A 25,117-nucleotide genomic window follows, 5' to 3' on the forward strand; every position below is an offset into this window, starting at 1 on the left:
ACATGCCCACGTTAATCACTCCTGATTCCCCGCTCAGCCTTGAGCAGGACAGTGTCGATACATGGGTCAGTTTTGCGCGATCGCGGCCCTTGCAGGTGGGTCAGTTTTCAGTGATCGCCAACAGAGCTGAGTCTTTGATGAGCCCGCCAAACCTAGTTGGTTTGCTCCCGGGTGAAACCATTTATGGCTGGTGCGCGGCCCAACACGTTTCCTCAACCAGCAGGTCAGCCGAACGGACCTCGCTGCAATTGTTCGGGTCGCCACACGCCGCAAAACAACAGGACCTTCCGGCGGCGATTGCAAAGTTGCCGCTTGTCGATGGACGCGACCCTAAAGGATCGGTACAAACATTACTCACCCAGCACACGGTAGCTGCCTTTTACTGGCCCTTTCTTGGGCCGGTCGCGCGGGAAAAAGTGCTAACAGCCATTTTGATGGGTGGCGAGAATTTTTGGCGCCGCACGCTTTGCGCAAGCTCTCGCAGCCGTCCCGTTGACCACCCCCTGAAATGGTGCGCCGATTGTGCTTGTGCCGACGAGGAAGGCGAAGGGCGAGCCTATTGGCATGTGCAACATCAGTTCCCCTGCAGCAATGCATGTTTGCTTCATGGCCGACGACTTCAGGTATCGGAACATCGGCCAAAGTCATGGTGCCTTCCCGGCGATCGAAGTGCGCCTGTAGCCGAGTCTTTAACACCGAGTTCCACGGAGTGCATTGCGGCGGCGGTCGGACTAATTGCGTCTGAACAGCGGGCCATCGACTTTCAGGGTCTTCGGAATGCAGCGCTTCTGCGCTTGCGAGAAATGGGCATCATCGTGTCCATCGACGGCGCCAAGCACGACCGCCTACTTCAATGGTTTGAGCGATCCGATACTGCTCGGTGGTGCCGTTCGAATGGGTCCAGCTTGCAAGCCCTCGTGAATGGCCATTGGCTGCCCAGCATGCTTTGGCGACACCGCCGCAACCATCCGGTTCAATGGGTGGTGCTTTGGTCTGCCCTGCAATGGCGCAGTTGCCAGGAGGCGGCCGCCAACTTCGAAAGCGCTGCTCGGGGCGACGTTCCTGGCGCCGATGGTCAATTGGCGCTTTTCCCTTTGGACAAGGCACTCATCACTCGCGCACCGCAGCATGTGTGGCTGGCGTTTCTCTCCAGCCAGAGCTACGCAGAGGTCATGGAGGCGCTAAAGGTGTCAAGATCTGACATCGTCCGGTGGCTTGAGTCCGACCCTGAATTGAGACAGGAGTGGCGTGCGCAACTTCGCGCAACCAAGCAACGCGAATGTGAGGCCCGGCTGCGCTCGATGGTCGATTCAGCAACCGAAACATCGCGACGCGACTTGGAACTGAATCGCAGCGCCGAGCTTAAATGGATGAGGGAGTACGCCCCTCAAAAACTTGCCGAAATGTTGCGCTCGCTGCCAGCCCGTTTGGCAGCGCAGTCAACCCTGTTCGACAAGCCTCGATCCGAAGCTATCGGCTGCTCCAAAAAAGCAAAAAATCCAACCAATCCCACCCAAAACCCCAAAGTCGAATCCATGGATAAAAGATGCCTCAACTGAAATCCGGAATCCAATCTTTGCATAGGCAATTGCCCTTGAACGTTCCGACGCTCTTACCTGACGAATGCGGCAAGGGCTTCATCGGAAGAGTCTTTGGTTGGAATGGCGCCGTTGATCATCTCTCGATGGACATTTGGCGTAAAAGCGGCTGGGGAAGGCATTACTCGCCTTTTGAGTTTCTGATTGAAGTCACCGGATTACCTCGCTCGACCCTCATCTGCGAGCACACGCACCTCCCCTACTTCCGCTTCGTAAACAAGACCTTCGCCGGCAGCAGCTATGACTGCGCAAGCACCGACGTTGCCAGCTGCAGTCGCCTACATACGTTGAACACCCCGCGAGGCAATGCTCGGCTGTGTGAGAAGTGCGTTCTGAAGGACCTAAGCGAGGAAGGAGTTTCTTATTGGCGGCGGACGCATCAACTTCACGGTATCAGTCATTGCGCTGAGCATGGCCACCCCTTGCTGACTGCAGAGTGCAACCATGCCTTGCTTTCACCACCTAGCCAATTCCTTGACAGTGGGGAGACGCGGCCAATTGCCCCTTCGATTTTGCAGGCTGCGGCAGGGCCTTTCATCAAACGATTCGTAGCGCTTTCTGCTATGACGCTGACAATGAAAGCACCTCGTCATCCAGCTCAGCTGTCTCGAAGTCTCGAGATTCGTGCCCGACACCACGGCATCCGCGTCTCGCCTCAAGGCCGTGTCTCAAACTTGAGTGACCGAATAATTGAAATGGCGGCGGGCCCATGGCTTGATGAGAATTTCCCAATATTGAAGAACAAGCGCCCCGCCGAGTTTGTCAGCGCCATTGACGGCACCTGCATCAGTCGCCATGTTGCCCATCACACCGTGTCGTACCTGCTCGCCATGGCTGCGCTCTGGGATACCACAGATGAGGCCATGACGGCTTGCTTTGTCACTGAAGCTCCCGGCGTCGCCGGCCATGACGCACAAGAAGAACTGCGCCAACAAGAAGCAGCCTTCCGCTTGTTTCTGAAAGATGTAGGCGTCCTCCGAGCCATCAAGGCGCATAACCTATCCAAGGAAAACCTAAGCGCCAGCATGCAGCACTATTTGCGCCGCGCGGCATTGGAGAGCAAGTGAACGCCCTGGCCTGCCTTTCGCCTGAATGCAATGCGGATACGCTGGAGCGGGCCACCCACCGCCCTGATCTTGCCCGAAAACGTGACCTGTCGCGATGCGCCGGTCCCCCGCACGAAAGGGGCTCCTACGAGCGCATTGAGTGTGCCGATTGGCGCTGACCACCCCGCCAATTTTGAATCGCCAATCTTCGTGCCCAAGCGGCCGGCCTATAGCTGCATGGCGGAGTCTTCCGCCTTACGAAAGAAAGAGCCGCCGTTCAGATGTGCAGAGTGAGCGACTCCAACGTGCCCAAAGCCGCCGCAGGGCATTGTCATTCGCATGGACTGACGCTCACGCTGTTTGGCCCCACCTGATCTGCTCTACCCACACCATGCCGAGTAGAGCCGATATGACGAGGGTCAGGTCTTGACTGGAAATTCGAGACTAGGCTCCGATCTTGTGCAGGCCAATTGCTACTTGGCGTTTCAGGCGGTCGACCGGCCAACCTGCCATTCTTCAGGGCGCCGTCAGCTCGAAGCTAAATTCTTCAAGTTTCTTGCTGAAGCTCATATAGCTGCCCAGGCTGCTGTCGGCATTCAGCTGGTGGCATTGGCGACCGGTGCGCATGAAGCCTGTGGCTATGACTTTGGTATTGCGTTCCAGACAAAGTAGTACCCGCGCTCCTTCTTGCTTGACGACCCAGGTATCCAAATAACTGACCTCTGCGCTACTGTTTGTGTTGCAGGTTAGGGGCCCGGTCGCAAGGCTGCTGGAACCCGTGTCTCCAACCTTGGCCGTCTTGGAAAAACTCCCCTTATTCAAAGATGCGTCACACATGTCGCCTACTGTGGTCGCAATGTTCCACATGGGCGCTAGCCTTTCGAATTGAATATTGCTAGGGTCAAAGACAGACTCGTCACCTACGCTTTCCGAAAAGCCGGGGAAGCTCAGTGTCATGGCATGGGTCATGTGGCTGATTTGTTTGCCCGTTTCCGAAAAGGTACCCGCAACCGACTTCGGAGCGATCGTCAGTACCATCGATGCAGCTGTGCCAGTCGGCACGCGAGCGCCCGAAACGGTGCCGCTGAGGGTCCAAGAATTTGCCTTGGTGAAGTACTGCGTCATGGCCAACTGCAGATCGTAGCTGACTGCTTTGGGCGGTTCAGGCGCGGGGTCGCCACCGCCACCGCAAGCTTGCAGGGAAATAAGGACTGCAGCCAGGGCGGCGGTAGCCACGAGTCGTGCAGTCGATATCAGTTGTTCGGACACGGGGTTTCCTCGGGAAATCTAACTATTTGTTGTTGACTGACTGCAGTCTCAAGTGGGGAAGACAGGGCTCTGGATGGTGGCCCTCAGCTTTCACCTTTAACAAACTTTGCCTGAATCCGATCGCAAAGCAATCAGCACCAAATAAGTAGCGGGCAAGGCTACTTTGAGTAGCCAAAAATAGAACTAGGGCGCCTCCGCGATCAAGCCGAGGGTCAAGTCCCTATTCGTAAATCCCCTCCGGTTGCCGATGATGAAAATGTGCGGGGCAGGCTTTGATTATCGGTCTCCGATAGTGGCGGAGGTGCGAATGCTCTGGACACTTGCCGCCCCCCCAAACCTCGCGCCCTCAAGGCCCACGCAAATCTGACAGTTGCGCGATCAAGGTCGCCGGTGGGCCATAGGGTCAGGTCTTGCAATCAAGCAGATACCATCGCAACTCGACCAAGGCAAGAGCATCCGAGCGGATCCGCAGGGCCGGTACGGACTGCAGGGGATTGTCGACAGCTTCACACGCACCTGCGGGGATGGCCGGGTAGCAAATTCCGGCACACCCGGGTGCATAAGGCAGCACTTCAACGGCGCAGCTGGCACGCCAAGGCAGCCAAAGCCACAATGAACGGCCCTTCTTTAAGAGCGTGGCCACGTGCATCTCTATTCTGCCGATTCCAAGGAACAACTATGAACTCATGCAGCGCCGTGCAGGTTTTTAGGCGCAGCTCAGTCGCCCTGATTTCCATGCTGGCCATGCTGGCACTTGGTGCCTGCTCCACGACGGGCCCCACCGTCATCGAGAGTTCCAGCACGACCATGAGCAGACAAGCCGACCTCTACGACAGCCAAGCCGGTGATCTGCAACGAAGCGGTGCCGGCCGGGCCGGCTCAGAGCTGCGCCGCCTGGCAGACAAACAACGCTTGGATGCCAAAAACAGTGAGCCCAAAGGCTTCACTGAGGGTGCCGTTGATCTGCTGATCAACAGCCTCTTTCAGTCTTGGCTGGCATCATCGCCCAAAGGCCTGCAGAAATAGCTCGGGGCCGTCGCGGCCAAGCAGCGAGTCAAACGGCGAGTCAAGCCACGTTCTCGCGCACCTGAAAGACATTGCCCGATGGGTCGTGAGCATCGCAGGCCCGAAAGCCTCGGGCCTGCCACTCCTTGCTTTTTGGCCCCCACCTGGCCACCCAGTGCGGCGGCCGCTGTTCGCGCCTGCTCAATCGACGTAACGGGCAGGCAAATCTTGATCGGCGTGGCCTCGCGCAGCTGCGGCGGCACGGCAATTTGAATTTGCGCCGCGATCTTCTTGGGGATGCGTGAATTACCAGCTGAAAGCCAACGGGTCAAATCGGTGTCTGGGGGAAGTCGGCTTTGGGCACACTGCTGCCGCAGATGACGAGGGAGCGAGCGGCTCCTATAGGGTCGACCCCGCCTATTCGACGGGTCAAGCAGCAGCCATTCGGCTTCGGTTGACCGACGATTTCGTGAACGGCTCCTCTGGATGACCGCAGCACATTCGAGACCGGACATCTGCGCCGCAAACTCTGCTCCGGTCAGTGACTGCTGGGTTGCCGGCACCGTGAGTCCGGCGCTCGACCTCCAATAACTGCAGTCGCTGCAGTGACGCCATCCGGCCTGGGGCTTGAACTTCGGCTCCGGGCATGGTCATTTGAATTCGGCTTGTTTACATTTTCAGCCAGCATTTTGGACGGTCAAAATAGTGGCGAAGCTGCTTGTGGAGGATGCCCTGCCGACTTTTCCGAACTCTATTCCGGGCCTTGCCACCTTCTCAAGGGCTTCGGGGCGTGCTTTTCCGAACTATCTTGTCGAAAGTTCGAGTTGATCAAAAAATCAAGTTCATAGGAAAAAGCGCCTCTTTCCTTTTCCGAACTCTATTCCGTCGGACCAGCTCGTGGTACGACGGAATAGAGTTCGGAAACATGGCATAGAGTTCGGGAAAATTGACCCTATTCTGAACTACCCAAAAGAATAGAGATCGGGAAAGCTATTGCGGGCTTAAGCACCGCCAACCCCAATTGCCCCTATAGGAGCCGCTCGCACTCCTTCACGACTGTCGCGCTTTTCGGGCGCAGCATGCACAATCCGCGCCACGCCCATGCTTTCAAACACCGCCATGCCGATCCATGATTGACGAGACGCGTCTGCAGGCGCTAGTCCGAATGGATGTGGCGCAGCGCCTGCGCAGCAATGACCTGAGCCTGACCGTGGGCAATTTCGTGTTGGCGCTGCTGGTTGCCGCCAGCCTGCACAAGGCAGCGCCGCCGGCCTGGGTGGCCAGCTGGCTGGGCTTGCAGTTGGTCAACCTGGCCTTTCATCTCTGGCTGGGCATGCGCTGGTTGCGCAGCCCGCTGACGACAGCCAACGCGCCGCTCTGGCTGCGCCGGGTGACACGCACCTCAGCGATCAACGGCGTGCTGTGGCTGCTGGCGATTCATCTCTTTTGGCCCGGCGGCAGCGATGCGCAGCGCATGTTGCTATTGGCTTGGATGATAGGCATCAGTTCCGCCGCACTGCATTCCCTGCATGCCTATTTGCCGGCCTATTTCGCCATGGTGGGGCCTGTCCTGCTGGGGCTGTTGCTGACCGTGATGGTGCATGGCGCGATTGACTCTTGGGCCATCCTGGCCGTGCTGCTATTGGGCTCCACGCTCTACATTCACTTTGCTGTTTCCCTGCGGCGCCTGCTGTGGGACTCGCTGCGCCAAGCCCATCAGCTCGCTCATCTGACCGAAAGCTTGAAGCTGGAGAAGGACCTGGCCGTCAAGCTGAGCCAGTCGCGCAGCCGCTTCCTGGCCGCCGCCAGCCATGATTTGCGCCAGCCCGTGCATGCGCTGTCGCTGTTTGTCGGCGCGCTCAAGCAAAACCCCAGCCCGGCGCAGTCAGCGCAGATATTGCAGCATGTGAGCAGCGCCGTCGACGCCATGGGGGCGATGTTCAATGCTTTGCTGGACATCTCCAAGCTGGACGCCGAGCAGTTGCAGCCGCAGTGGCAGACGGTCGATCTGCGCGCGCTGCTGAGCCGCATAGCGGCCGACCACAGCCTGCAGGCGCAGGCCAAGGGTCTGCGCTTTGTTTGCGATCTGCCGCCCGTTGAAGGCACACAGGCCGAGCTGATGGTGCGCAGCGACCCTGCCTTGCTGGAGCGGGTGCTGCGCAATTTGCTCTCCAATGCGCTGCGCTACACGCGCCAAGGCGGCGTGATGCTGCGGGCCCGCCGCCGCCATGCCCGCATCGAGCTGCTGGTGGCCGACAGCGGGGTGGGCATTGCCCGGGCGCGCCGCGCCGAGGTTTTTGATGAGTTCGTGCAACTGCAGGGCTCGAGCCAAGGCCTTGGCCTGGGTCTGGCGATTGTTCAGCGCTTGTCCGGCCTGCTGCGCCTGGGGCTGCGGCTGCGCTCACGGCCGGGTCGGGGCAGCTTATTCACGCTCATGCTGGAGCCGCTGGAAGAAAGCAATGGCCTAGGCGGAGCCGCAGCACCCGCACCCGCCGCTCAGCCCCAATTGCAGGGCGAGATGGTCATCGTGCTGGATGAGAGCGCCGAGATAAGGCAGGCCATGAGCACCCTGCTGTCGGCCTGGGGCCTTGGCGTCGTCAGCGCCGCCAGTGTGGCCGAGCTGATGCCGCAGCTGATGAGCGTTAGCGCCTCACCGCGTCTGCTGCTGTGCGACTACCACTTGGTCGGTGGCGAAACCGGTAGCGAAGCGATTGCCCGGCTTCGCGAGCTGTTCAACAGTGACATTCCGGCCCTGCTGCTCAGCGGCGATACCGGCCCCGAGCGCGGGCGCGAAGCGCTGGACCAGGGCCTGACCCTACTGCACAAGCCGGTCTCGCAAGCGCAGCTGCGCGCTGCGGTTGGCCAAGCCTTGCTGCCCCTCAATACGACATCGTCTGGCTGACCAATCCGGCCGCCCGGGCCGCCTCGACGGCCTGCAGGCGGTGCACCACGCCTAAGGCTTTGAAGATGGCGGAGACATGACCCTTGACGGTCTTCTCCTCCATACCCAACTCGCGCGCAATTTCCTTGTTGGACTTGCTATTGCACAGCTCCTGCAGCACCTCGCGCTGGCGCGGCGTCAGGCCACTCAAACTCGGCTCGGCCGGGCTGGCCTCGGGCGCCATGGCCATCAGCGGCGGCACATAGATTTCACCGCCAAGAACAAGCGTTAGCGCCGCCAACAGCGTAGCCGGACTGGCGGACTTGGGGCAATAGCCACGCGCGCCGGCCTTGAGCACGCGGCGCACATCGGCGGGGTCTTCCGACGATGACAGCACCAGGCTGGGCAGCAGCGGGTAGTGCCGCTTGAGCTGCTCCAACAAAGCCATGCCGGCCATACCGGCCATGCGCAGATCCATCAGGACGGCGTCCACATCGGGGTGCTGAGCCAGGCAGTCCATGGCGGCGATGCCGTCACTAGCCTCCAGGATCAGTTCGGGCGCCCCTAGGCTTTGCAGCGCGGCGACGACACCGGCGCGCACCAGGGGGTGGTCATCGACTAACAACAGTTTCATGCAGCGCACTCTAGCAGCCGGCGCCGAGGCCGGGTAGGTCCCGAGACCAGGTCTTGGGTCCAAGGTCCGATTGTGCATGCAGTTGCGAGATTAGAAACTCGCACTCGTTGAAACCGAGCTTTAGGCCCAGCGCATTCGACGCAGCGCACGAGCACGGGCACGCAGGCCGCCAACCACACAGTTTTTTTAACCAGGGAGTCGATATGAACAAGCCAACATTGCACCTTCGTCATTCATCCAGGGCCGCCGGCATGCCGCGCCCACTACCGCTGTGCCTGGCCATCGCCGTGCTGTGCAGCGCGGGCCTCGCCGATGCGGCCGATCTGACCTGGAAGGGCGGCAAGACCAACGGAATCGACAGCCTCACCGGACGCATGAGCGTCGGCAAGAACTGGACCCCCGTCGCCCAGCCTGTGTCGGGGGATACCCTGCGCTTCGGCAGTTCGAGCTACACGACGGTCGTCAATGATCTGGCCAACCGCACCTACAACCAGATTTCTTTCGATACCGGTGCGAGTGCCTACACGCTGCAGGGCGTGGGCAACAACATCTGGCTCACCAATGGCATTGTCAATCGCAGCAGCAATGTGCAGGTGTTTGACTGGTCCAATACGGCGGGCTTCATCATTACGGCGAACCAGACCTGGGACGGCGGCACGGCCGGTATGACCATCACCGGTGGCATGGACCAGCAACGTGATCTGACCCTGTCCAACAAGGTCGTCTACAAGAATCTCGACTCCACCTCGATCAGCGACGACCCCAATTCGACCGTCAGCCTGACGATCAATTCCGCCAGCAGCTACAGCACCGGGGGCTCCCTCACCCTCGGCGGCGGCTTCCCGACCAGCAACGGCACCATCAATGTGCGCGGCAAGGACAGCAGCTTTATCGTCGGCACAGACCTGTTGCTGGGCTCCGCCGGCACCGGCACCTTGCTCATCGACTCCGGCGCCAGCGCCTCCAGCAACGGTCTGATCATGGGCATGGGCACAAGCGGCACCGCCAAGCTGACGGTGGACGGCGGCAAATCGAGCTTCAGCACTGGCAACGCGTCGTACAACAACAGCGATTTGATCGTCTCGGGCGGTGGCACCTTCACCGCCACCGGCAATATGGGCGCCTTCATCCTCGATTCGAGCAACAGCGTCACGGTGAAGGACACGGGCACGCTGTTCAAGGTAGGCCAAGGCTTTGGTCTGGGCACCCGAGGCAACGGACTGATGCAGGTCAGCAATGGCGCCACGGCCGACATCAACATTCTTGAAATGGGGTCCAGCATCTATGGCGGCTTTGGCGTGCTGGAAGCGACAGGACATGGGTCAATCGTGAAAGCCCAGACCGTCAGCGGCAGCGCAGGCCTCTTGAACGTCTCCAAAGGGGCCAAATTTCAGGTGACGGATTGGATGAAGATCGGGCAGGCAGGGGACGCCAGCTTCGTGGCAGCCGTGGGTGACGGTCTATTGAGCGTTAGCAACACCCTCACCGTGGGCTCCGGCGGCGCCGGCCGGCTCGATATTTTGGGCGCCGGCCTGGTCGACGCCGGGCAACTGGTGATCGGCAATCTGGGCGTCGTCAATCTGCAAGGTGGCACGCTGAAGATGGGCAGCTTATCTATGGGCGGGGCACTGAACTGGGAGTCCGGCACGCTTAACTTCGGCGGCAACATCAAGTCCAGCGATATCGCCTTCCTGGGCGGCGCGCCGCTGCTCACGGCCGGCAAGACGCTCAAGGGTGACGGTGAAATTCGCGTCAGCCCCGGCTACAGCTTAGGGCTGAGCGGCGGCAATCTGCAGGCCTTGAGTTTTGTCATCGACGCGCAGGGCGCCGCCACGGTGAGCAGCTTCAGCAAATTGAGCGCTGCAAACATCAGCAACCAAGGCAGCCTGACCCTAGCCGGCGGCCGCATCGAAGGCGCGCTGCTCAATAACGCGGAGATGTTGGGCTCGGGCACGATCGCGGGGACTGGCGGCTTTAGGAATAACGGCTATTTCGAGCAGACCGGCTTCCTGGAACTCAGCAATAGTGGCTCGAACGAGAACACCGGCTCCTGGAATCTGCAAAAAGGCAAAACACTGACCCTGTGGGACTCCACGCTGAGCAACGGCGGCACGATGAACTTCGACGCGGCCAAGGTCGAGGCGGCCGGCGCTAAGGGTGGCAGCTTCGTCAATGCGGCAGGCGGCACCATCACCGGCAATGGCTCGATCAGCGCGCCGTTTCAAAACGACGGTCGTTTGATCGTGCAGGGCGGCAGCTTTGCACTGGCCTATACGCTTAAAAATAACGGTCAAATCCTGCTGAACTCGATTGACGCCAGCGTCACCGGCAACACTATCACCAACTCTGGCCGCATTGAGGGTCTGGGGCAGATCAGCAACAGCATCAACAATCTCGGCACCATCAATGCCAAGGGCGGCACGCTGACCTTGAGCAGCACGCTGAGCAATTCAAGCGGCGGCATCGTCTCGGCCAGCCGTGATGCGACGATCTTTGCCGCCAAGGGCATGACGCCCAACGCCGGCAAGATCCAGCTCTCTGGCGGCACGCTGGACAACGGCGGCTTTGCGCTCACCAATGCCTCAGGCGGCACCATCAGTGGCTATGGCGATCTCCGCAGCGGACTGCTCAGCAACAACGGCAAGATCTTGCTGAGCGGTGGCAACTCGACGATCTACGCCGACATACTCAGTACCGCTGCCAGTCAGATCATTCTTTCGGGCAATAGCAACAGCACCTTCTACGGCAATGTGGATGTGCAAAGCGGCGCCGAATTGCGCGTTTCAACCGGCTCGGTCGCGACCTTCTTCGGCACCGTTCAGCAGCGCACCGGCGCCAAGTTCAGCGGGGCGGGTGCCAAGCGTTTCGAAGGCACGCTGACGGTGGGCGCATCGCCGGGTCTGGGCAGCGATGAGGGCGATGTGGAGTTCGGCGACAGCAGCACCTACCTGGCCGAGATTGGCGGCATTACCGCCTGCACCTTGCGTTGCGGCAGCGATGAGGCGTTCAAGAACAGCAGCTTCGACAAGTACATCGTGGCCGGCAATCTGAGCTTGAACGGCACGCTCAAGCTGACGTCCTGGAACGGTTTCGTGGCGCAAAAGGGCCAGAGCTTCGACCTGCTGGACTGGGGCACGCTGACCGGCACTTTCGCCGACATCGATGCCACCGGCTTCAAGCTCGCGGCGGGGACGCAGCTGGACTACAGCCAGCTCTACACGAGCGGCGAAATCCGGGTGATGGCCGCCCCGGTGCCCGAGCCCGAGACCTATGCCTTGCTGTTGGCTGGGCTGGGGCTGCTGGCTTGGCGCCGCCGCAAGTTCGGCTGAAGCTCAGTCGAAGTTCAGGGCCGGCCGCCGGCCCTTCCATCCCAGACAACCCTTGCCAGCCAGGAGCTGCCATGCTTTCACTTTCAATGAGCCCTGCCGCGCGCAGGCTGAGCGCGCCCTTGCTGGCGGCGCTGAGCTTGGCGCTGCCGGGCGGCGCGGCCATCGCGCAGACCGGCGAGACAGCCAAGTTAGCCCCGCCTGCCCCATCATCTCAGGCCATCGAGCAAGTCGTCATCAAGCTGCTCAAGAGTCGTCCCGAGCTGGTGCGCGAGGCGCTGGACGAGCTGCAGCGCCGCGAGCTGGCTGGCAATGCCCAGCAGGAACGCAAGGCCCTCGCAGCTGCTGCCAAAACTCTTCACGACGAAGCGGACGCAACGGTCTTGGGCAACCCTGCAGGCGATGTGACCCTGGTCGAGTTCATCGACTACCACTGCGGCTACTGCAAGAAGCTGGCACCCAGCATCGAGGCGCTGATCCAGCGCGACGGCCAGCTGCGCGTGCTGGTCAAGCACCTGCCCATCCTGGGGCCGGAGTCGATTGCGGCGGCGCAGCTGGCCTTGTCGGCGGGCAAGGGCGCCACGGCCCAGCAGGTGCACAAGGCCTTGCTGAGCGCCGAGTCCATCGACGCGGCCAGCCTGCAGGCCATCAGCCGCCAGTTCGGCCTCAAACCGGTGGACGTGGTGGCAGTGAACCGCCAGCTCGGTGAGGTACGCGTGCTGTCCGAGCGGCTGGGCATCCAGGGCACGCCGGCCATCGTCGTCGGCGATGTGATGTTCCGTGGGGCCGTAGGCACCGAGCAACTCGCCGCAGCGATCGACGCGGCGCGGCGTGCCCAGTCGGCCAAGGCAGCCAAGGCGGGAAGCAAGCCGGAGGCTGAAATCCGCCGCGTGCCGCGCCCCGCTTGATCTGCGCCTGTACGCAACCTCACCCTATTGCACTCACCGGAGTCATCACCATGAATTGGTTTTCTCGCTTCTTCTCGACGCTGCTGGCAAGCAGCGCCTTGGCGTCGGCGCACGCCGCTGATACCTCTTACAACCTCGTTGCCAGCAATGGCCAATGCCTGGACAGCAGCGGCGCCCTCAGCTCCTGCGGCGGGGCCGAGCAGCGCTTCGCCTTCGGTGCTGACGGCACGGTCTATCTGGCCGGCGGCGAGGGCAAGCGCTATTTGCAGGGCAATCTGTTTGCGAGCAAGACGGTCAGTTTCAGCGGAGCGCTTTCCACCGGCAACGCCAGCACCTACTGGAGCCGACCCGGCGGCAATCAACTGCAACTCAGCCAATCCCGGGCGATGTCGGCCATGTGCTTGTCATGGCAGTTGGTGAACACGGTCAAGCCAGGCCTCAGCAGCGGGAATCCGGGCGTGTTGAGCGCCGAACTCGCGCTGTGCTCGGCCACCGCAGCCAACCAGAAATGGACCTTGGCCAACCCCCTGCCCGTCGACTTGGCCGACTCCAGCAAGACGCAGGTCAGGAGCAGCACGCGGGGCTGCTTGCAGCAGACTGATTTCACATCCCCGCTGTCAGCCAGCAAGTTGACAGTGTCGGCCTGTGCCGGGGCGGCAAAGAGTGAGTACTTTCGCTTCACCAACCAGGGCTCTATCGTGTTGAACGGCTATTGCCTGACGGCATCGGGAGGTGCTGGCACGGCGGTCGGCTTAAGCAGCTGCGGCGAGACGGGTGTGCCGCCGGCGGCCAATCAAAAGTGGAAGCGTGGCAGCAACTCCAGCATCGTGTCACCCAGTGGCCTGTGCCTGAGTCAAAAAGGGGCCGGTGTTGAGCTCGCGGCCTGCGATGCCGGCAATGTGTTCCAGTACTGGAGTACCAGCAGCATCGTGGCAAGCACCTGGCCGCAGGGCGTGCCCGTGGCCGACAAGCCCACAACCTATGTGCCGGGCCAGACCTTGAGCAATGGTCAGGTCAATACGATCGTCAACTGGATTCAGCGCGAAACCTCGATCAGCACCACCCCTTTCTGCTACAAGACTGCGGCCTACGACCGTGGCGCCGGCATTGCGCCCGGTTGCGCCGACGGCCAGTACAAAGACGGCGCCTTGTGCTACAGCAACTGCCGCAGCGGCTACCATCCCGTCGGCCCGGTGTGCTGGAGCGACCAGTCTCTGTCGTACTCGTCGCCCGGCTTGTCTGGTTGCCGGGACGGCTACACCAAGGTGCTCGGCGTTTGCTGGCTCAAAAAGGCCTCCTACGGCAATGGCGCGGGCCAGGCCGCGAACTCCTGCAATTCCAATCGTGTGATGCAGGCCGGCCTGTGCTACGTCAAGCCACGCGATGGTTACCAGTGCAATGTCACCAACTGCAACCAGCGCTGCGCCGCGGGCATTGCCGATTGTGGTGCCGCGGCCTGCGCCAGCAATGCCAACCAGTGCGTCAACACCATCAGCAATATGGTGGTCAGCTCGGCCATGATGATCGGCTCCTTCGCCACGGCGGGCGCGCTCGGCGAAGCCAAGATAGGGGTGATGGCCGCCAAGGAAGTCTACCGGGCAGCCAAGACGGCCGAAGAACTGGCGACGGCCCTGCTGCTGCTTTCGAATGACATCAATAACTTCCTGAACCTGGCCGAGAAAGATCTGGCGTCCATTTCCAGCGCCGACATCGAAGCCCAGATCATCCGCCAATACCCTAAAGGCAAGGCCGACTACAAGCACATTGCGCGGGAATGGGCGGCACGGCAACTGCTGTTCTACATCGCCGACCTGATCAAGGACCTCGACATGATCATCATCACGGCGATCGACCCGACCGGTATTGTCAGCGTCATCGACGCCTTCGCCAAGCCGCCCTGCATGGATCACAAGCCGATGCCTTGATGATGGGGTAACCCTGCGGCGACCGGTGCGGCCTCTATTTCGGGCCGCACCAACTTCACCGGGGCTTCTGGACATGCTTTTCCGAACGCACTTGGCGAGAGTTCGACTTGATCAAAAAATCCAATTCATAGGCAAAACTAACTCTTTCCTTTTCCGGACTCTCTGCCGTCGAACCAGTTCGTGGTTCAAGTCAATAGAGTTCACAAAATGGAAAGAGAGTAGGCAAATTCCGCCCATGAAAACGCGATCCGCGATTGATCGAGATTAAAAAAAGTATCGCCGCTCGTGGAAGGCGGTCATGCCTCGACATGGCGGCGCCGGCCAAGCACCCAGGCCAGCGCGGCGGCGCCGGCCAGCATCAAAGCACTGCTGGACGGCTCGGGCACAGGCGGCGTGAAGCCGCCGCCGTTGTTGCCGAAGTCCCAGTTGGTGTTGAGGGCGTCCGCCGTGGCCGATTGGGTGACCTTGCCGTAGAGCGCCGATGCCGAGCCCAGGCCCGCCTGCTCCGCACCGGACTCCAGCGTCGCGCCATAGGGCAGTTCGATCGAGCTGATGTAGCCGGTGTCGAAGAAATTGGCAGCAGCATTGTTGCCGGCGGTGGACCACTGGTTCAGGCTGATGGCGAAAGCCGTGCCGTACTGGAACAGCAGCTTCTTGTAGGCGGTCCTGCTGCCGGTCCAGCCTGGGTCGCCCGCATAGGTCGACAAGGTGAAGCTGCTTTGGTAGCTGACGCCTGCGCTGTCGGTGAACGAAGTGCTGGCTTGGTCCTGTGTTTGGGCGGCGTAGTTCGGCGTGCCGACCGGAAAGCCACCTTCGAGCGTCAGCCCGACGAGGATCGCGCCGTAGCTGCCGGTCGGCCGATTTGCCGTGGCGGCGATGAAGAATTGCTGGTTCCACTGGGCCGAGGCATAAGCCTGGAGCGAACTATTGGGCGAGATGGACGGGCCGCCTACATCCACCGTCGAAGCCGCGATCTGCGAGCGCATCTTGACTCCCGCCACCTCGGCCTTGCCGCTGTACGAATAGCCGTACTGGCCGCTGTTGGTGATGATGTCGTAGAGCGGGTCGAAGCCAGGCGCGGCACCGGGATCGATGGCGAACGTCGTGGCCGCAACGCCGGTGGTCTTGGCGCCCCCGAAGCCGTTGTTATAGGTGTTGACCTGAGTCCCGGCGAGGCTGAACTGCACGTCACCTAGCAAGGGGCTGTTGTAGTAGGTCTGGATATAGCCGTAGACGTTGGCGTAGGCATTGAAGGGCAGCGGCACCGCGCTGGCGGGTGATGCCGCGGCCAGCGTGAGCAGCGCGGCCACAAGGACACGCGCGCTGAGGTTCAAGGCTGGGGCGGGTACAAAGAATGAGGGCGAGAGTTTCATGATTTGCCTTTCTGGGCGGATGAAGATGGGGTTCGTAAGCCGGCCGTGATGGCGGCTATGTGCGCTTGTGTCTCAACCCAGGCGGCGCTGCCTGCGGCGGTTTGCCAGCCAGCCGATGCAGCCAAGCCCAAGGCTCAGCATCAGCCAGGCCGACGGCTCGGGCACGGCGACGGTGACGTCCCCGAAAGTCGAGTAGCCCATCTCCGGCGCGTTGGGCCCGTGGAAGACCAAGCCGCTGATGGCGTCGCCAGCCGATGCCACCGTGCTGCTGAAGCTGCTGCCCCCGCCGCTAACCGTGATATTGATCGTGCTGGCGGCGCGGTTCCAGACCATCGTGGTGGTGTACGTGGCGCCGGGCACATAGTCGCCGGACTCGGTGGCTGCACGCCCACCGTCGCCGATCAGAATCATGGTGTCGCTGGGCTTGAAGACTTCGTTGTAATGCTTGGCCATGTCGAAGATCACATTGCCTTCCATGCCGCAGGGCGAGCACGCCCGGGTCACGTAGAACCAGCCGGGCGAGATGAAGCCGGGATCAAACCGGCCCGGCGTATAGGCCGAAGGCACGAAGGTGACGCTGATCGACAGCGGCTGGTCGGCCGTCACCAGGAACGGGTAGAACAACAAGTTGCCCGGGTCATTGGCCCCGGCGACGAGTTGCAGGGCGCCCCAGTCAGAGGGCGCGACAACGGTGGTGCCGGCAACGGCGATGCCGCCGCAGGTCAGTGCCGCAGCGAGCGCCAAGTGGCGCACAAAAGTGCGGGGGGTCAGGGTCGAGAAGGACATATGAAGCTCCTGTGGTTTTTGAAGTGGCGGGGTCTGCGGTCGCGGGCGACGCGCCGGTCAGCGACGGCTGCTTGCCGCTGCGCTCTGCGCGTTCTGCGGCTTTGGGCACTCGCTGGAATCGATGCTATGCAGCCGCAATTGGCCGTTCTGTGCGATGCCGCACGCAGGGCGGCGACTGAATTTGCGCTGGGTCAAACAGGACGCTAATGGCGCAGGCACTGGCACAGGCATGCCGGGCGGGGCTGGGCTGGGCTGGGCTGGGATGGGATGGGCGGCAAGGCTGCATGCATGCGCCGGCCGCAGATGGAATCGCCCATGTTCGCAAACGCACAGACCACTTCAACTGCTGTATCGAGCATCACGGTGAGCTTTGGTCATCAACAAGAGGACCGAATTCCTGGCTCGAGGATCAATTTAGATATTGGGGAAGAACATGACTTTCAGCATCAAAAAATTGAGTTTTGACGGCAAGCGATTTATTCAGAAGCCGCCGCCCTTGAAGCGTTCAAGGAAGTGTTTTGTGGCGGCTTGCGCAGCAATGGCGCTGGGCATGGCTTGCAATGCGCAGGCGAATGTATGGATCACACCAAGCCCGGTGGACACCATCACCACGCTGGTCATCAATTGGGGCTGGGACAGCGCGGGCGGGACTGAAACCTATTTTGGCAAGAGCTGGAACGCGACCATCACCACCACTGAAGTCGGCTCGACTTGGACGGTGAATACCTGGTATCAGCATCTCGACGGCCCGCACGGTGAGGCCCACGAACCCATGCATTCGCACTCGATCTCTTTCCTGGAACCCGATGGCGGCGGGTCTGGGCGTCTTTGTGGCCGGCCGACGCAAGCTGCTCGGCTAAGGACTAGCTTCAGTGGCTGGCATCCCGGCAAAGCTGGTTTGCACTGCCACTTCCCAATGTCCGCAAGGACAAGTTGAAGGAGAACCTCATGAACTTATCGACACGAAGCCCACTCTTGTGCCTGAGCACCCTCACCGCCTGTTTGATGCTCCAGGGTGCTGCCTGGGCGGCCAACAGCGTGACGCTGAACGCACCCTTGGCTGGCGATGCCGTCTATGCCTGGAATTCGAAGTTCGGCCCCTATGGCTACACCGTAGGCGGCACCGAACTTGGTGTGGGCCTGCAAATGGCCCCGCCCTATGGCAATGACTACACCGTAGGCATCATCGAGATCCCGATCACCGCGCTGCAAGGCGGCGACTTACTCGGCGCACAGTTGCAACTCAACACCGTCGGCAATTTCGGCACCGGGTATTACTACGGCTCGGTGGCCATCTCTTGGCTGGACACCGGCGCCCGCAGCCTGACCGGCGATGTGGTCGCCGATGGGCTTGGCGCCATCGTCAGCGGGGGTTCGGGAGGCTGGTCGGTGTGGAGCAGCTACACCCCCGAGGGCGCGATGCTCAAGCAATTCGACGTGGCGAGCGCGGTGCAGGCCGATTTGCACGCCGGTCGTAGCTTCAGCACCTTTGTGCTGAACGGCTCGCGCGATACCTACGGCAGCATCTATGCCGCCGAAAGCGGCTTGTCCCTAGGCCCGCGCTTGCTGGCGGACACCACGGCAGCGGTGCCTGAACCCGGTAGCGGGCTGCTGCTGCTCGGCGGCGTGGCGATTCTGGCCAGCCTGCTTCACCGCCGCCGCAGCAGTACACGCTGAAGCGACGCATGCGCCGGGGCTCTGGGCCTGCATTGAGACGTGAAGTCGAATTGCGCGCGGCCCGGCGCTACGCTGCACCTGGCTCTTAACGCGACTTGCCTTGCGCAATCGCCTGGTTCGAGTAGCGGTCGGGGAACTGCTCCTTGAGCTTTTGACCCGACACGCCGTTGCCGACGATGTCGCCCTTACGGATCGCTTCGTCAAGTTCGGCCCGCACCTGCTCACGTGTCTTGACTGCAGCGGCGGGCTGCTTCGGGTAGCGGTTTGGGTACAGCTCGTTGAGCTTCTGGCCGGTCAAGCCGTTGCCGACGATGTCGCCGGTGCGGATGGCTTCGGCCAACTCGGCGCGCACTTGCTCGCGGGTACGCGGGCCGTTGTTCTCGGCCACATCGTCAGCCGCAAACACGGCGCCAGTGGTGAGGGTAGCGAGGGCAAGTGCGATGGCGCTGAGGAAACTACGGTTCATGACGGGGTCCTTCTTCAACAGGTGGTGAATGAAGCTGCTGCTCACTCGACAACATTTGTCTTGTGTGCCGCTTCGATGGACTGAACTTTAAAATTTCTACCAGCGAAGAAAAATAGCCTGGGCAGACATGTATCGTTGCTAAAACTGCAACAATCAAGCCTTGCAATGACGCAATGGAAGGGGCGATTCATGGACCGGCTGCTGTCGATGCGGGTGTTTCAGCGTGTGGTTGACGAAGGTGGTTTTGCGGCCGCAGCGCGGCTGCTGGACCTGTCGGCATCCGTGGTCACGCGGCTGGTGGCCGATCTGGAGGCCCACCTGGGGACGCGGCTGCTGCAGCGCAGCACCCGGCGCCTTGCCTTGACCGAAGCCGGTCAGGTCTACCTGAGTCGCGTCCGCCACATCTTGCAAGACATCGACGAGGCCGACACCGCAGCCAGCCTGCAAACGCAGCAACTGGAGGGCGTCTTGCGCGTGCACGCAGCACCGACGCTGGCCAGCCATATCGTGGCGCCCCTGATGCCGGGCTTTCGGCAGCTCTATCCCAAGATCGCCGTGGATCTGCTGGTGGACGGCTCCCCCAACCCACCGATCGAGGATTTCGACATCACCTTGCTGGCCACCCAAGTGCCGTTTGATGCCCATGTGATTGCGCGCAAGGTGATGGAGTCGGAGGCGATCTTCGTCGCCTCGCCGGAGTACTTGCTGCAGAGGGGCAGCCCCATGGCGCCGCAGGAACTGATGGCACACGAGACCATGCGGCTGCGCTTTGCCGAAGAGCGTTCACGCACCTGGCGCCTGTGGCAGCAGGGCGACGAAAGCACGGCCGTGGAGGTGGCCGTGCAGCCCATGCTGTGGGTCAACCACAGCGACACCTTGCTGCGCGCCGCACTGGACGGCGCCGGCATCATCTCGGTGGCACTGGCCCTGGTCGCGCCGCACCTGATGCGGGGAGAGTTGGTGCATGTGCTCAAGGGCTGGGTGTCCGGCCAGATGACGGTGTATGCGGCCATGCCCAGCCGCAAATTCCTGCCGCAACGCACGCGTGTGTTTCTGGACTATTTGGTGCAACGCAGCCGCGTCGCGGGGGTCATGTAGCCGGGGATCAAGGCCGAGGCGCAGCTTGCTGTGTGCGCCCTGATAGCTCTTAATCTTTGAGCACTACCCCGAGCTCATCCAGCTTCTTTGCATACGCATCCCTGCGCTTCGCAGCCTTTGCCGCGGTTTCTACGGCCGCCTGAATGGCCTTGGGGCCTTTATTGGACAAGGCTTTGATCAATCCGAACTTATGGGCCGCGTCTGCCTCTGCCCGTCGGAAGGTGGCGATGAGTTCGGCATGAGCAGCGAATTGATTCACAGAAACCTCGTTGTTGATTCCGCTATTTTCGGCGCTTTCTTGCACTCAAAGCCCTTGAGGCCAAGGGCAAGCCACAAATCGAGGAAGACTGGCTCGCCGTAAGAGGCAACCATTCCGGCATTTCCGAACTCTATGCTGTCGAACCAGCTCGTCAGCAGCATTCGCCGCCGGCACAGCGCAATCCAACTAACTCTCAATGGGCTTGCACTTTTCCTCAGCTCGGCCGCCTCAAACCAGCATGCCGCGCCTCTCGATGAAGTCCACCACCTCGGCCACGCCGGCCTGCGTCTTCAGGTTCGTCATCACATAGGGCTTGCCTGCGCGCATGCGCTGGGTGTCGGCCTCCATCACGTCCAGATTGGCGCCTACATAGGGCGCCAGATCGGTCTTGTTGATGACGAACAGATCGCTCTTGGTGATGCCGGGGCCGCCCTTGCGCGGAATCTTTTCACCGGCGGCGACGTCGATCACATAAATCGTTAGATCACTCAGCTCGGGGCTGAAGGTGGCGGCCAGGTTGTCGCCGCCGGATTCGATGAAGACCACATCGGCATCTGGGAACTCGGCCAGCATGCGATCAATCGCTTCGAGGTTGATCGAGCAGTCTTCGCGGATGGCCGTATGCGGGCAGCCGCCGGTCTCCACGCCCAGGATGCGCTCGGCCGGCAGCGCGCCGCTGACGGTCAGCAGGCGTTGGTCTTCCTTGGTGTAGATGTCGTTGGTGATGGCGATCAGGTCCCAGCGCTCGCGCATGGCCTTGCAAAGCATCTCCAGCAAGGTGGTCTTGCCCGAGCCGACCGGGCCGCCGATGCCGACCCGCAGCGGCGGCAGATTCTTGGTGCGAAGGGGGATTTGGTGCAGTGCAGTGTTCATGAGCGGAATAGCCGTGAGTATTGGGTTTCATGCCGCGCCGACAAGATCGCGAGCATCGGAGAAAAAGCCTGGCGCTGATCACGCTCGGCCAAGGCCATCGCCTGCGCCACGGCGGCGGGGATCTCGGCCGCCAAGCGGGCCAGCATGCGCTGACCGGCGCTCTGGCCCAGCGGCACCGACTTGATCGCAGCACCCACCATGTTCTCGGCCCAGCCAAAGGCATAGGCCAGCAAACCATCGGCCAGCGCCGCGCCGCTGCCAGCGAGCGCCAAGGCCATCACCAGCGGATAGGTCGGCTGACCCAGGGCCTGGCATTGCGCGATCTGCGCGGGGCTGGCGGTGTGGTGATTGCGCAGCCAGTCCAAGAGTGAGCGCCCCATTTGCTCGGTCTGCAGGCGCATTTCGGCCGTCTCGCGGGTCTGCAGCACCCAGTCATTCAGTACCTTCAAGGCGGGCAGATCGCCTTCGCGCCAGGCCGGCAGCGCGCGCGCAGCCAGGGCCAAGTCGCCGCGCGTTTGCGTCAGCGCCAATTGCTGCGACAGCCATTCGGCGGCCGAAGCTTCGTCGCGCACCAGGCCATGCTCGATCGCCGACTCCAGGCCCTCGGAATAAGAAAAACCACCAATCGGCAGCGCGGGCGAGGCCAGCCAGATCAATTGCAGCAGCGCGCTCATGTGTGGCTATGGCCGTGGCCGTGGGCATGCGAGTGCCCATGCCCGGCCCCATGTCCAGCTCCATAAGCCCCACCTTCAGGCTCGAAGGGCGCGTCCACTTCGGTGACCGTCAGATGCTGGGCGCGCAACATGGCGGCCAGCACGTGGTCGGGTTCGATCTGCAAATAGTCGGGCCGCAGCTCAATCGGCACATGACGATTGCCCAGATGGTAGGCCGCGCGGGTCAGATCGAAAGGCGAGCCATGGCTGCTGCAGGCGCTGATGCGCAAGAGCGCTTGCGGCGCCGCAAGCACGCGAATGAGGCTGCCGTCTTCGGCCACCAGCACATCACCGCCGCGCAGCTGCGTACCGCGTGGCAAAAAGATACCCAGCTCACGCCCCGAGCTGTCCGTCGCCTGGATGCGACTTTTCTGGCGCGCATCCCAGTCCAGCACCAGCTCGGCGGCGCGCTTGAGCAGCACGGGCGCCAAGCCCTGGCCCTGCGGCAGCAACTTTGAGACTTGCAGCATCGCGGCGCTCACAACTCAATGCTCATGAAGAAGCTGTAAGGATCTTCACCATAACTGCCAAACGGTGCGCAGGGCAGAAAGCCCTCGCGCTGATACAGGCCACGCGCCGGCGCAAAAAAGTCCTGCGTACCGGTCTCCAGGCTCAGGCGGCTGAAACCTTGCAGGCGCGCTTGGCTCAGCACATGAGCGAGCATGGCACGCGCCAGCCCACGGCCGCGCAGGGCAGCGGCGGTGCGCATGGACTTCAGCTCGGCATGATTGTCATTCAGCCGCTTCAACGCCGCCGTGCCGACCAGGGTCTCAGCACCTGACTCGTCCAAAAACCAAGCCGACCAGAAGCTGATGCCGGGCTTGCGCAGCGCCGCCAAGTCGAGCGCATGCACGCTTTCCGGCGGCGAGGCCGCACGCATATCCTGCATATGTTCTTCAAGAAAAGCGGCGATGCGCGGATCGCTCAAATCGTCGAGACGGATCAAAAGTTCGGGAGCAAGGATAGACATAGGAAAAAAAGAAGAAACAGTCACTGAGGTCAGAACAGAAAATAACGCTGCGCCATCGGCAAGGAGGTCGCCGGCTCGCAGGTCAAGAGCAGGCCATCGGCGCGCACCGCGTAGGTTTGCGCATCGACTTCCATGCGCGGCAGATAGTCGTTATGAATCATGTCGCGCTTGCCGATGCCGCGAATTTTTTTCACCGCCGCCAGCGTCTTGTTCAAGCCATAGCGCTGACCCACCCCGGCAGCCAGCGCGGCCTGCGACACAAAAGTCAAAGAGCCACGAGCCAGAGCCCCGCCATAGGCGCCAAACATCGGCCGGTAGTGCACCGGCTGCGGCGTCGGGATCGACGCGCTGGGGTCACCCATCGCCGCCATCGCGATGCTGCCGCCCTTCAGGATGAAGCTGGGCTTGACGCCGAAAAAGGCCGGTTTCCAAATCACCAGATCGGCCCATTTGCCGACCTCGATGCTGCCGACCTCATGGCTGATGCCATGCGCGATGGCCGGATTGATCGCCAGCTTGGCGACATAACGTTTCACTCGCGCGTTATCGTTTTGCGGCCCATCCCCGGGCAAAGCGCCGCGCTGCTGCTTCATCTTGTGCGCCGTCTGCCAGCAGCGGATGATGACCTCGCCGACCCGGCCCATCGCCTGCGAATCGGAGCTGAACATGCTGATCGCACCCAGGTCATGCAAGATGTCTTCGGCCGCAATCGTTTCGCGGCGGATGCGGCTCTCGGCAAAGGCCAGGTCTTCGGCAATCGAGGGGTCGAGGTGATGGCAGACCATCAACATATCGACATGCTCGTCCAGCGTGTTGATCGTGTAGGGCCTTGTCGGGTTGGTCGAGGACGGCAGCACATTCGCTTCGCCCACCACCTTCAGAATATCCGGCGCATGGCCACCACCGGCCCCCTCGGTGTGGAAGGTGTGGATGGTGCGGCCCTTGAACGCCGCCACCGTGTCTTCGACAAAGCCGCTCTCATTGAGCGTGTCGGTGTGGATGGCGACTTGCGTGTCGGTGGCCTCGGCCACGTTCAAGCAGTTGTCGATCGCCGCCGGCGTCGTGCCCCAGTCTTCATGCAGCTTGAGGCCAATGGCGCCGGCCTCAATTTGCTCATGCAGGGCCAGCGGCAGACTGGCATTGCCCTTGCCCATAAAGCCCAAGTTCATTGGAAACGCATCGGCCGCCTGCAGCATGCGCTCGATATGCCAGGCGCCCGGCGTGCAGGTGGTGGCAAAAGTGCCGGTGGCCGGCCCTGTGCCGCCGCCCAACATGGTGGTGACGCCGCTGGCCAGCGCTTCCTCGATCTGCTGCGGGCAGATGAAGTGGATATGCGTGTCGACGGCGCCGGCGGTGACGATCATGCCCTCGCAGGCAATGATCTCGGTGCCTGGGCCGATGATGATGTCCACGCCCGGTTGGGTGTCGGGGTTGCCGGCCTTGCCGATGGCTGCGATGCGGCCGTTTTTGAGGCCGATGTCGGCCTTGACGATGCCCCAGTGATCGAGGATCAGCGCGTTCGTCATCACCGTGTCGACAGCACCTTGGTCGCGGCCGCGCTGCGACTGCGCCATGCCGTCGCGTATGGTCTTGCCGCCGCCGAACTTAACTTCCTCTCCATAGCCGCCCGCGCGCAGGGTCAGGTCTTGCTCGACCTCGATGATCAGGTCGGTGTCGGCCAGGCGCAGCCGATCACCGACGGTCGGGCCATACATTTCGGCATAAGCACGCCGTCCAATCGTCGCCATCACAAAGCTCCCTGGATCAGGCCGCGAAAGCCATAGACGATGCGCTCGCCGGCCAGATCGACCAGCTCGACCGTGCGCTGCTGGCCCGGCTCGAAGCGCACGGCCAGGCCGGAGGCGATGTTCAAACGCATGCCGCGCGCGGCGGCGCGGTCGAAGCTCAGCGCCGCATTGGTCTCGGCAAAGTGATAGTGCGAGCCGACCTGGATGGGCCGGTCGCCGGCGTTTTGCACCACCAGGCTGAGCGTGCGCCGGCCGGGGTTGAGCTGATGTTCACCGGGAGGGGTGAACAGCTCGCCCGGCGTCATGCGCGCCTCGCGCGAATCCAGCGCCGCAAGCCCAAGCCTAGCGCCAAGCCAAAGCACAGCAAGACCAGCCAATGATCCAGGTTGCTCAGTGCCTGCAGCAAGTCGCTGAAGAGCTGCCCGAAGTGCAGGCCTAAGTGTCCATGGCTGTGCGGAACGTCGACGCTGTGCGCCTGCGCCAAGAGCGGGGCCGCGAGCATGAGGATGGGCATGAAGATGAGGGTGAGCAGATGTTTCATATGAGCTTGCCTGGGTCGAAT

Annotated in this window: 22 protein-coding genes and 1 pseudogene; 10 read left to right on the forward strand and 13 right to left on the reverse strand. The window is 61.8% G+C overall.

What is annotated here, in order from left to right; all coding sequences use genetic code 11:
• Together PRZ03_RS12250 and PRZ03_RS12255 are read left to right on the forward strand one after the other, a co-directional pair.
• Positions 1-1,559: TniQ family protein (locus PRZ03_RS12250; protein ID WP_273600556.1), on the forward strand; the 1,559-nt coding region annotated here is incomplete at its 5' end.
• Entirely contained in the window at positions 1,547-2,665 is a 1,119-nt protein-coding gene (locus tag PRZ03_RS12255) for a TniQ family protein (RefSeq protein WP_273600557.1), read from the forward strand. The genes PRZ03_RS12250 and PRZ03_RS12255, both read left to right, overlap by 13 nt.
• Positions 2,666-3,160: 495 nt before the next feature.
• Here PRZ03_RS12255 and PRZ03_RS12260 read toward each other — a convergent pair whose 3' ends face one another.
• On the reverse strand, positions 3,161-3,913 hold the full coding sequence (locus PRZ03_RS12260) for a hypothetical protein (RefSeq protein WP_273600558.1): 753 nt from the start codon (positions 3,911-3,913) through the stop codon (positions 3,161-3,163).
• Positions 3,914-4,591: 678 nt separating this feature from the next.
• On the opposite strand from PRZ03_RS12260, the gene PRZ03_RS12265 reads away from it, so the two are divergent.
• Entirely contained in the window at positions 4,592-4,939 is a 348-nt protein-coding gene (locus PRZ03_RS12265; RefSeq protein WP_273600559.1) for a hypothetical protein, read from the forward strand.
• A 1,108-nt stretch (positions 4,940-6,047) separates the two neighbouring features.
• A complete protein-coding gene (locus PRZ03_RS12270) occupies positions 6,048-7,820 on the forward strand; it encodes a hybrid sensor histidine kinase/response regulator (protein WP_273600560.1) in 1,773 nt (590 codons plus the stop codon).
• On the opposite strand, the gene PRZ03_RS12275 is transcribed toward PRZ03_RS12270, so the two are convergent.
• Positions 7,798-8,433: a response regulator transcription factor gene (locus PRZ03_RS12275; protein ID WP_273600561.1), complete on the reverse strand. Its 636-nt coding sequence runs from the start codon at positions 8,431-8,433 to the stop codon at positions 7,798-7,800. The genes PRZ03_RS12270 and PRZ03_RS12275 overlap by 23 nt on opposite strands.
• Positions 8,434-8,636: 203 nt before the next feature.
• Between PRZ03_RS12275 and PRZ03_RS12280 the strand changes: the two genes are divergently transcribed.
• From PRZ03_RS12280 to PRZ03_RS12290, 3 genes are all read left to right on the forward strand, one after another.
• The gene (locus PRZ03_RS12280; RefSeq protein WP_273600562.1) at positions 8,637-11,762 is read left to right on the forward strand and encodes a beta strand repeat-containing protein; all 3,126 of its coding nucleotides are present in this window, start codon (positions 8,637-8,639) and stop codon (positions 11,760-11,762) included.
• Between the two features lie 71 nt (positions 11,763-11,833).
• Positions 11,834-12,667: a thioredoxin domain-containing protein gene (locus PRZ03_RS12285; RefSeq protein ID WP_273600563.1), complete on the forward strand. Its 834-nt coding sequence runs from the start codon at positions 11,834-11,836 to the stop codon at positions 12,665-12,667.
• 50 nt (positions 12,668-12,717) lie between these two features.
• Positions 12,718-14,592: an RICIN domain-containing protein gene (locus PRZ03_RS12290; protein WP_273600564.1), complete on the forward strand. Its 1,875-nt coding sequence runs from the start codon at positions 12,718-12,720 to the stop codon at positions 14,590-14,592.
• 296 nt (positions 14,593-14,888) lie between these two features.
• Here the strand turns inward: PRZ03_RS12290 and PRZ03_RS12295 are convergent, their stop codons facing one another.
• Together PRZ03_RS12295 and PRZ03_RS12300 are read right to left on the reverse strand one after the other, a co-directional pair.
• Entirely contained in the window at positions 14,889-15,965 is a 1,077-nt protein-coding gene (locus PRZ03_RS12295) for a PEP-CTERM sorting domain-containing protein (RefSeq protein ID WP_273600565.1), read from the reverse strand.
• Positions 15,966-16,037: 72 nt separating this feature from the next.
• Positions 16,038-16,751 (reverse strand): PEP-CTERM sorting domain-containing protein, encoded by a 714-nt coding sequence (locus PRZ03_RS12300; protein WP_273600567.1) that lies wholly within the window; start codon positions 16,749-16,751, stop codon positions 16,038-16,040.
• Positions 16,752-17,184: 433 nt separating this feature from the next.
• Here PRZ03_RS12300 and PRZ03_RS12305 point away from each other — a divergent pair, with 433 nt between their 5' ends.
• Together PRZ03_RS12305 and PRZ03_RS12310 are read left to right on the forward strand one after the other, a co-directional pair.
• Positions 17,185-17,688 carry a hypothetical protein gene (locus PRZ03_RS12305; protein WP_273600568.1) on the forward strand — a complete coding sequence of 168 codons (504 nt, stop codon included), beginning with the start codon at positions 17,185-17,187 and terminating at the stop codon, positions 17,686-17,688.
• Positions 17,689-17,699: 11 nt separating this feature from the next.
• Positions 17,700-18,428, forward strand: a complete 729-nt coding sequence (locus PRZ03_RS12310; RefSeq protein ID WP_273600569.1) for a PEP-CTERM sorting domain-containing protein — start codon at positions 17,700-17,702, stop codon at positions 18,426-18,428.
• Between the two features lie 85 nt (positions 18,429-18,513).
• On the opposite strand, the gene PRZ03_RS12315 is transcribed toward PRZ03_RS12310, so the two are convergent.
• Positions 18,514-18,894, reverse strand: a complete 381-nt coding sequence (locus PRZ03_RS12315; RefSeq protein WP_273600570.1) for a DUF4148 domain-containing protein — start codon at positions 18,892-18,894, stop codon at positions 18,514-18,516.
• A 165-nt stretch (positions 18,895-19,059) separates the two neighbouring features.
• On the opposite strand from PRZ03_RS12315, the gene PRZ03_RS12320 reads away from it, so the two are divergent.
• A complete protein-coding gene (locus PRZ03_RS12320; protein ID WP_338109608.1) occupies positions 19,060-19,992 on the forward strand; it encodes a LysR family transcriptional regulator in 933 nt (310 codons plus the stop codon).
• A gap of 49 nt (positions 19,993-20,041) precedes the next feature.
• Here PRZ03_RS12320 and PRZ03_RS12325 read toward each other — a convergent pair whose 3' ends face one another.
• The 8 genes and pseudogenes from PRZ03_RS12325 to PRZ03_RS12360 all read right to left on the reverse strand — a co-directional run bounded on the left by PRZ03_RS12325 (position 20,042) and on the right by PRZ03_RS12360 (position 25,096).
• Positions 20,042-20,296 carry a hypothetical protein gene (locus tag PRZ03_RS12325; RefSeq protein WP_338109609.1) on the reverse strand — a complete coding sequence of 85 codons (255 nt, stop codon included), beginning with the start codon at positions 20,294-20,296 and terminating at the stop codon, positions 20,042-20,044.
• 183 nt (positions 20,297-20,479) lie between these two features.
• Positions 20,480-21,124, reverse strand: coding sequence for an urease accessory protein UreG (gene ureG / locus PRZ03_RS12330; RefSeq protein WP_273600571.1), 645 nt, complete (start codon positions 21,122-21,124; stop codon positions 20,480-20,482).
• On the reverse strand, positions 21,121-21,798 hold the full coding sequence (locus PRZ03_RS12335) for an urease accessory protein UreF (RefSeq protein ID WP_263532319.1): 678 nt from the start codon (positions 21,796-21,798) through the stop codon (positions 21,121-21,123). Before PRZ03_RS12335 ends, ureG begins: the two co-directional genes overlap by 4 nt.
• 2 nt (positions 21,799-21,800) lie before the next feature.
• Positions 21,801-22,307, reverse strand: a pseudogene (ureE, locus tag PRZ03_RS12340) (urease accessory protein UreE); the annotation flags it as partial.
• Between the two features lie 8 nt (positions 22,308-22,315).
• Positions 22,316-22,807: a GNAT family N-acetyltransferase gene (locus PRZ03_RS12345; RefSeq protein ID WP_273600572.1), complete on the reverse strand. Its 492-nt coding sequence runs from the start codon at positions 22,805-22,807 to the stop codon at positions 22,316-22,318.
• 29 nt (positions 22,808-22,836) lie between these two features.
• A complete protein-coding gene (ureC, locus tag PRZ03_RS12350) occupies positions 22,837-24,555 on the reverse strand; it encodes an urease subunit alpha (protein WP_273600574.1) in 1,719 nt (572 codons plus the stop codon).
• Positions 24,555-24,860 carry an urease subunit beta gene (locus PRZ03_RS12355; protein ID WP_263532943.1) on the reverse strand — a complete coding sequence of 102 codons (306 nt, stop codon included), beginning with the start codon at positions 24,858-24,860 and terminating at the stop codon, positions 24,555-24,557. The genes ureC and PRZ03_RS12355 overlap by 1 nt, the downstream gene beginning before the upstream one ends.
• A complete protein-coding gene (locus PRZ03_RS12360) occupies positions 24,857-25,096 on the reverse strand; it encodes a hypothetical protein (RefSeq protein ID WP_273600576.1) in 240 nt (79 codons plus the stop codon). The genes PRZ03_RS12355 and PRZ03_RS12360 overlap by 4 nt, the downstream gene beginning before the upstream one ends.
• Positions 25,097-25,117: the final 21 nt, after the last annotated feature.

Source organism: Roseateles albus, assembly GCF_028595345.1.
Classification (GTDB): domain Bacteria; phylum Pseudomonadota; class Gammaproteobacteria; order Burkholderiales; family Burkholderiaceae_C; genus Paucibacter_A; species Paucibacter_A albus.

What these genes read in the sequence shown, in the direction of transcription:
- PRZ03_RS12315 (WP_273600570.1), bottom strand. Translation starts at nt 18,894, where the DNA reads ATGAACCGTAGTTTCCTCAGCGCCATCGCACTTGCCCTCGCTACCCTC.
- PRZ03_RS12270 (WP_273600560.1), top strand. Translation starts at nt 6,048, where the DNA reads ATGATTGACGAGACGCGTCTGCAGGCGCTAGTCCGAATGGATGTGGCG.
- PRZ03_RS12355 (WP_263532943.1), bottom strand. Translation starts at nt 24,860, where the DNA reads ATGACGCCGGGCGAGCTGTTCACCCCTCCCGGTGAACATCAGCTCAAC.
- PRZ03_RS12290 (WP_273600564.1), top strand. Translation starts at nt 12,718, where the DNA reads ATGAATTGGTTTTCTCGCTTCTTCTCGACGCTGCTGGCAAGCAGCGCC.
- PRZ03_RS12320 (WP_338109608.1), top strand. Translation starts at nt 19,060, where the DNA reads ATGACGCAATGGAAGGGGCGATTCATGGACCGGCTGCTGTCGATGCGG.
- ureG (WP_273600571.1), bottom strand. Translation starts at nt 21,124, where the DNA reads ATGAACACTGCACTGCACCAAATCCCCCTTCGCACCAAGAATCTGCCG.
- PRZ03_RS12305 (WP_273600568.1), top strand. Translation starts at nt 17,185, where the DNA reads ATGACTTTCAGCATCAAAAAATTGAGTTTTGACGGCAAGCGATTTATT.
- PRZ03_RS12280 (WP_273600562.1), top strand. Translation starts at nt 8,637, where the DNA reads ATGAACAAGCCAACATTGCACCTTCGTCATTCATCCAGGGCCGCCGGC.
- PRZ03_RS12285 (WP_273600563.1), top strand. Translation starts at nt 11,834, where the DNA reads ATGCTTTCACTTTCAATGAGCCCTGCCGCGCGCAGGCTGAGCGCGCCC.
- ureC (WP_273600574.1), bottom strand. Translation starts at nt 24,555, where the DNA reads ATGGCGACGATTGGACGGCGTGCTTATGCCGAAATGTATGGCCCGACC.
- PRZ03_RS12310 (WP_273600569.1), top strand. Translation starts at nt 17,700, where the DNA reads ATGAACTTATCGACACGAAGCCCACTCTTGTGCCTGAGCACCCTCACC.
- PRZ03_RS12345 (WP_273600572.1), bottom strand. Translation starts at nt 22,807, where the DNA reads ATGTCTATCCTTGCTCCCGAACTTTTGATCCGTCTCGACGATTTGAGC.
- PRZ03_RS12265 (WP_273600559.1), top strand. Translation starts at nt 4,592, where the DNA reads ATGAACTCATGCAGCGCCGTGCAGGTTTTTAGGCGCAGCTCAGTCGCC.
- PRZ03_RS12300 (WP_273600567.1), bottom strand. Translation starts at nt 16,751, where the DNA reads ATGTCCTTCTCGACCCTGACCCCCCGCACTTTTGTGCGCCACTTGGCG.
- PRZ03_RS12295 (WP_273600565.1), bottom strand. Translation starts at nt 15,965, where the DNA reads ATGAAACTCTCGCCCTCATTCTTTGTACCCGCCCCAGCCTTGAACCTC.
- PRZ03_RS12360 (WP_273600576.1), bottom strand. Translation starts at nt 25,096, where the DNA reads ATGAAACATCTGCTCACCCTCATCTTCATGCCCATCCTCATGCTCGCG.
- PRZ03_RS12275 (WP_273600561.1), bottom strand. Translation starts at nt 8,433, where the DNA reads ATGAAACTGTTGTTAGTCGATGACCACCCCCTGGTGCGCGCCGGTGTC.
- PRZ03_RS12335 (WP_263532319.1), bottom strand. Translation starts at nt 21,798, where the DNA reads ATGAGCGCGCTGCTGCAATTGATCTGGCTGGCCTCGCCCGCGCTGCCG.
- PRZ03_RS12255 (WP_273600557.1), top strand. Translation starts at nt 1,547, where the DNA reads ATGCCTCAACTGAAATCCGGAATCCAATCTTTGCATAGGCAATTGCCC.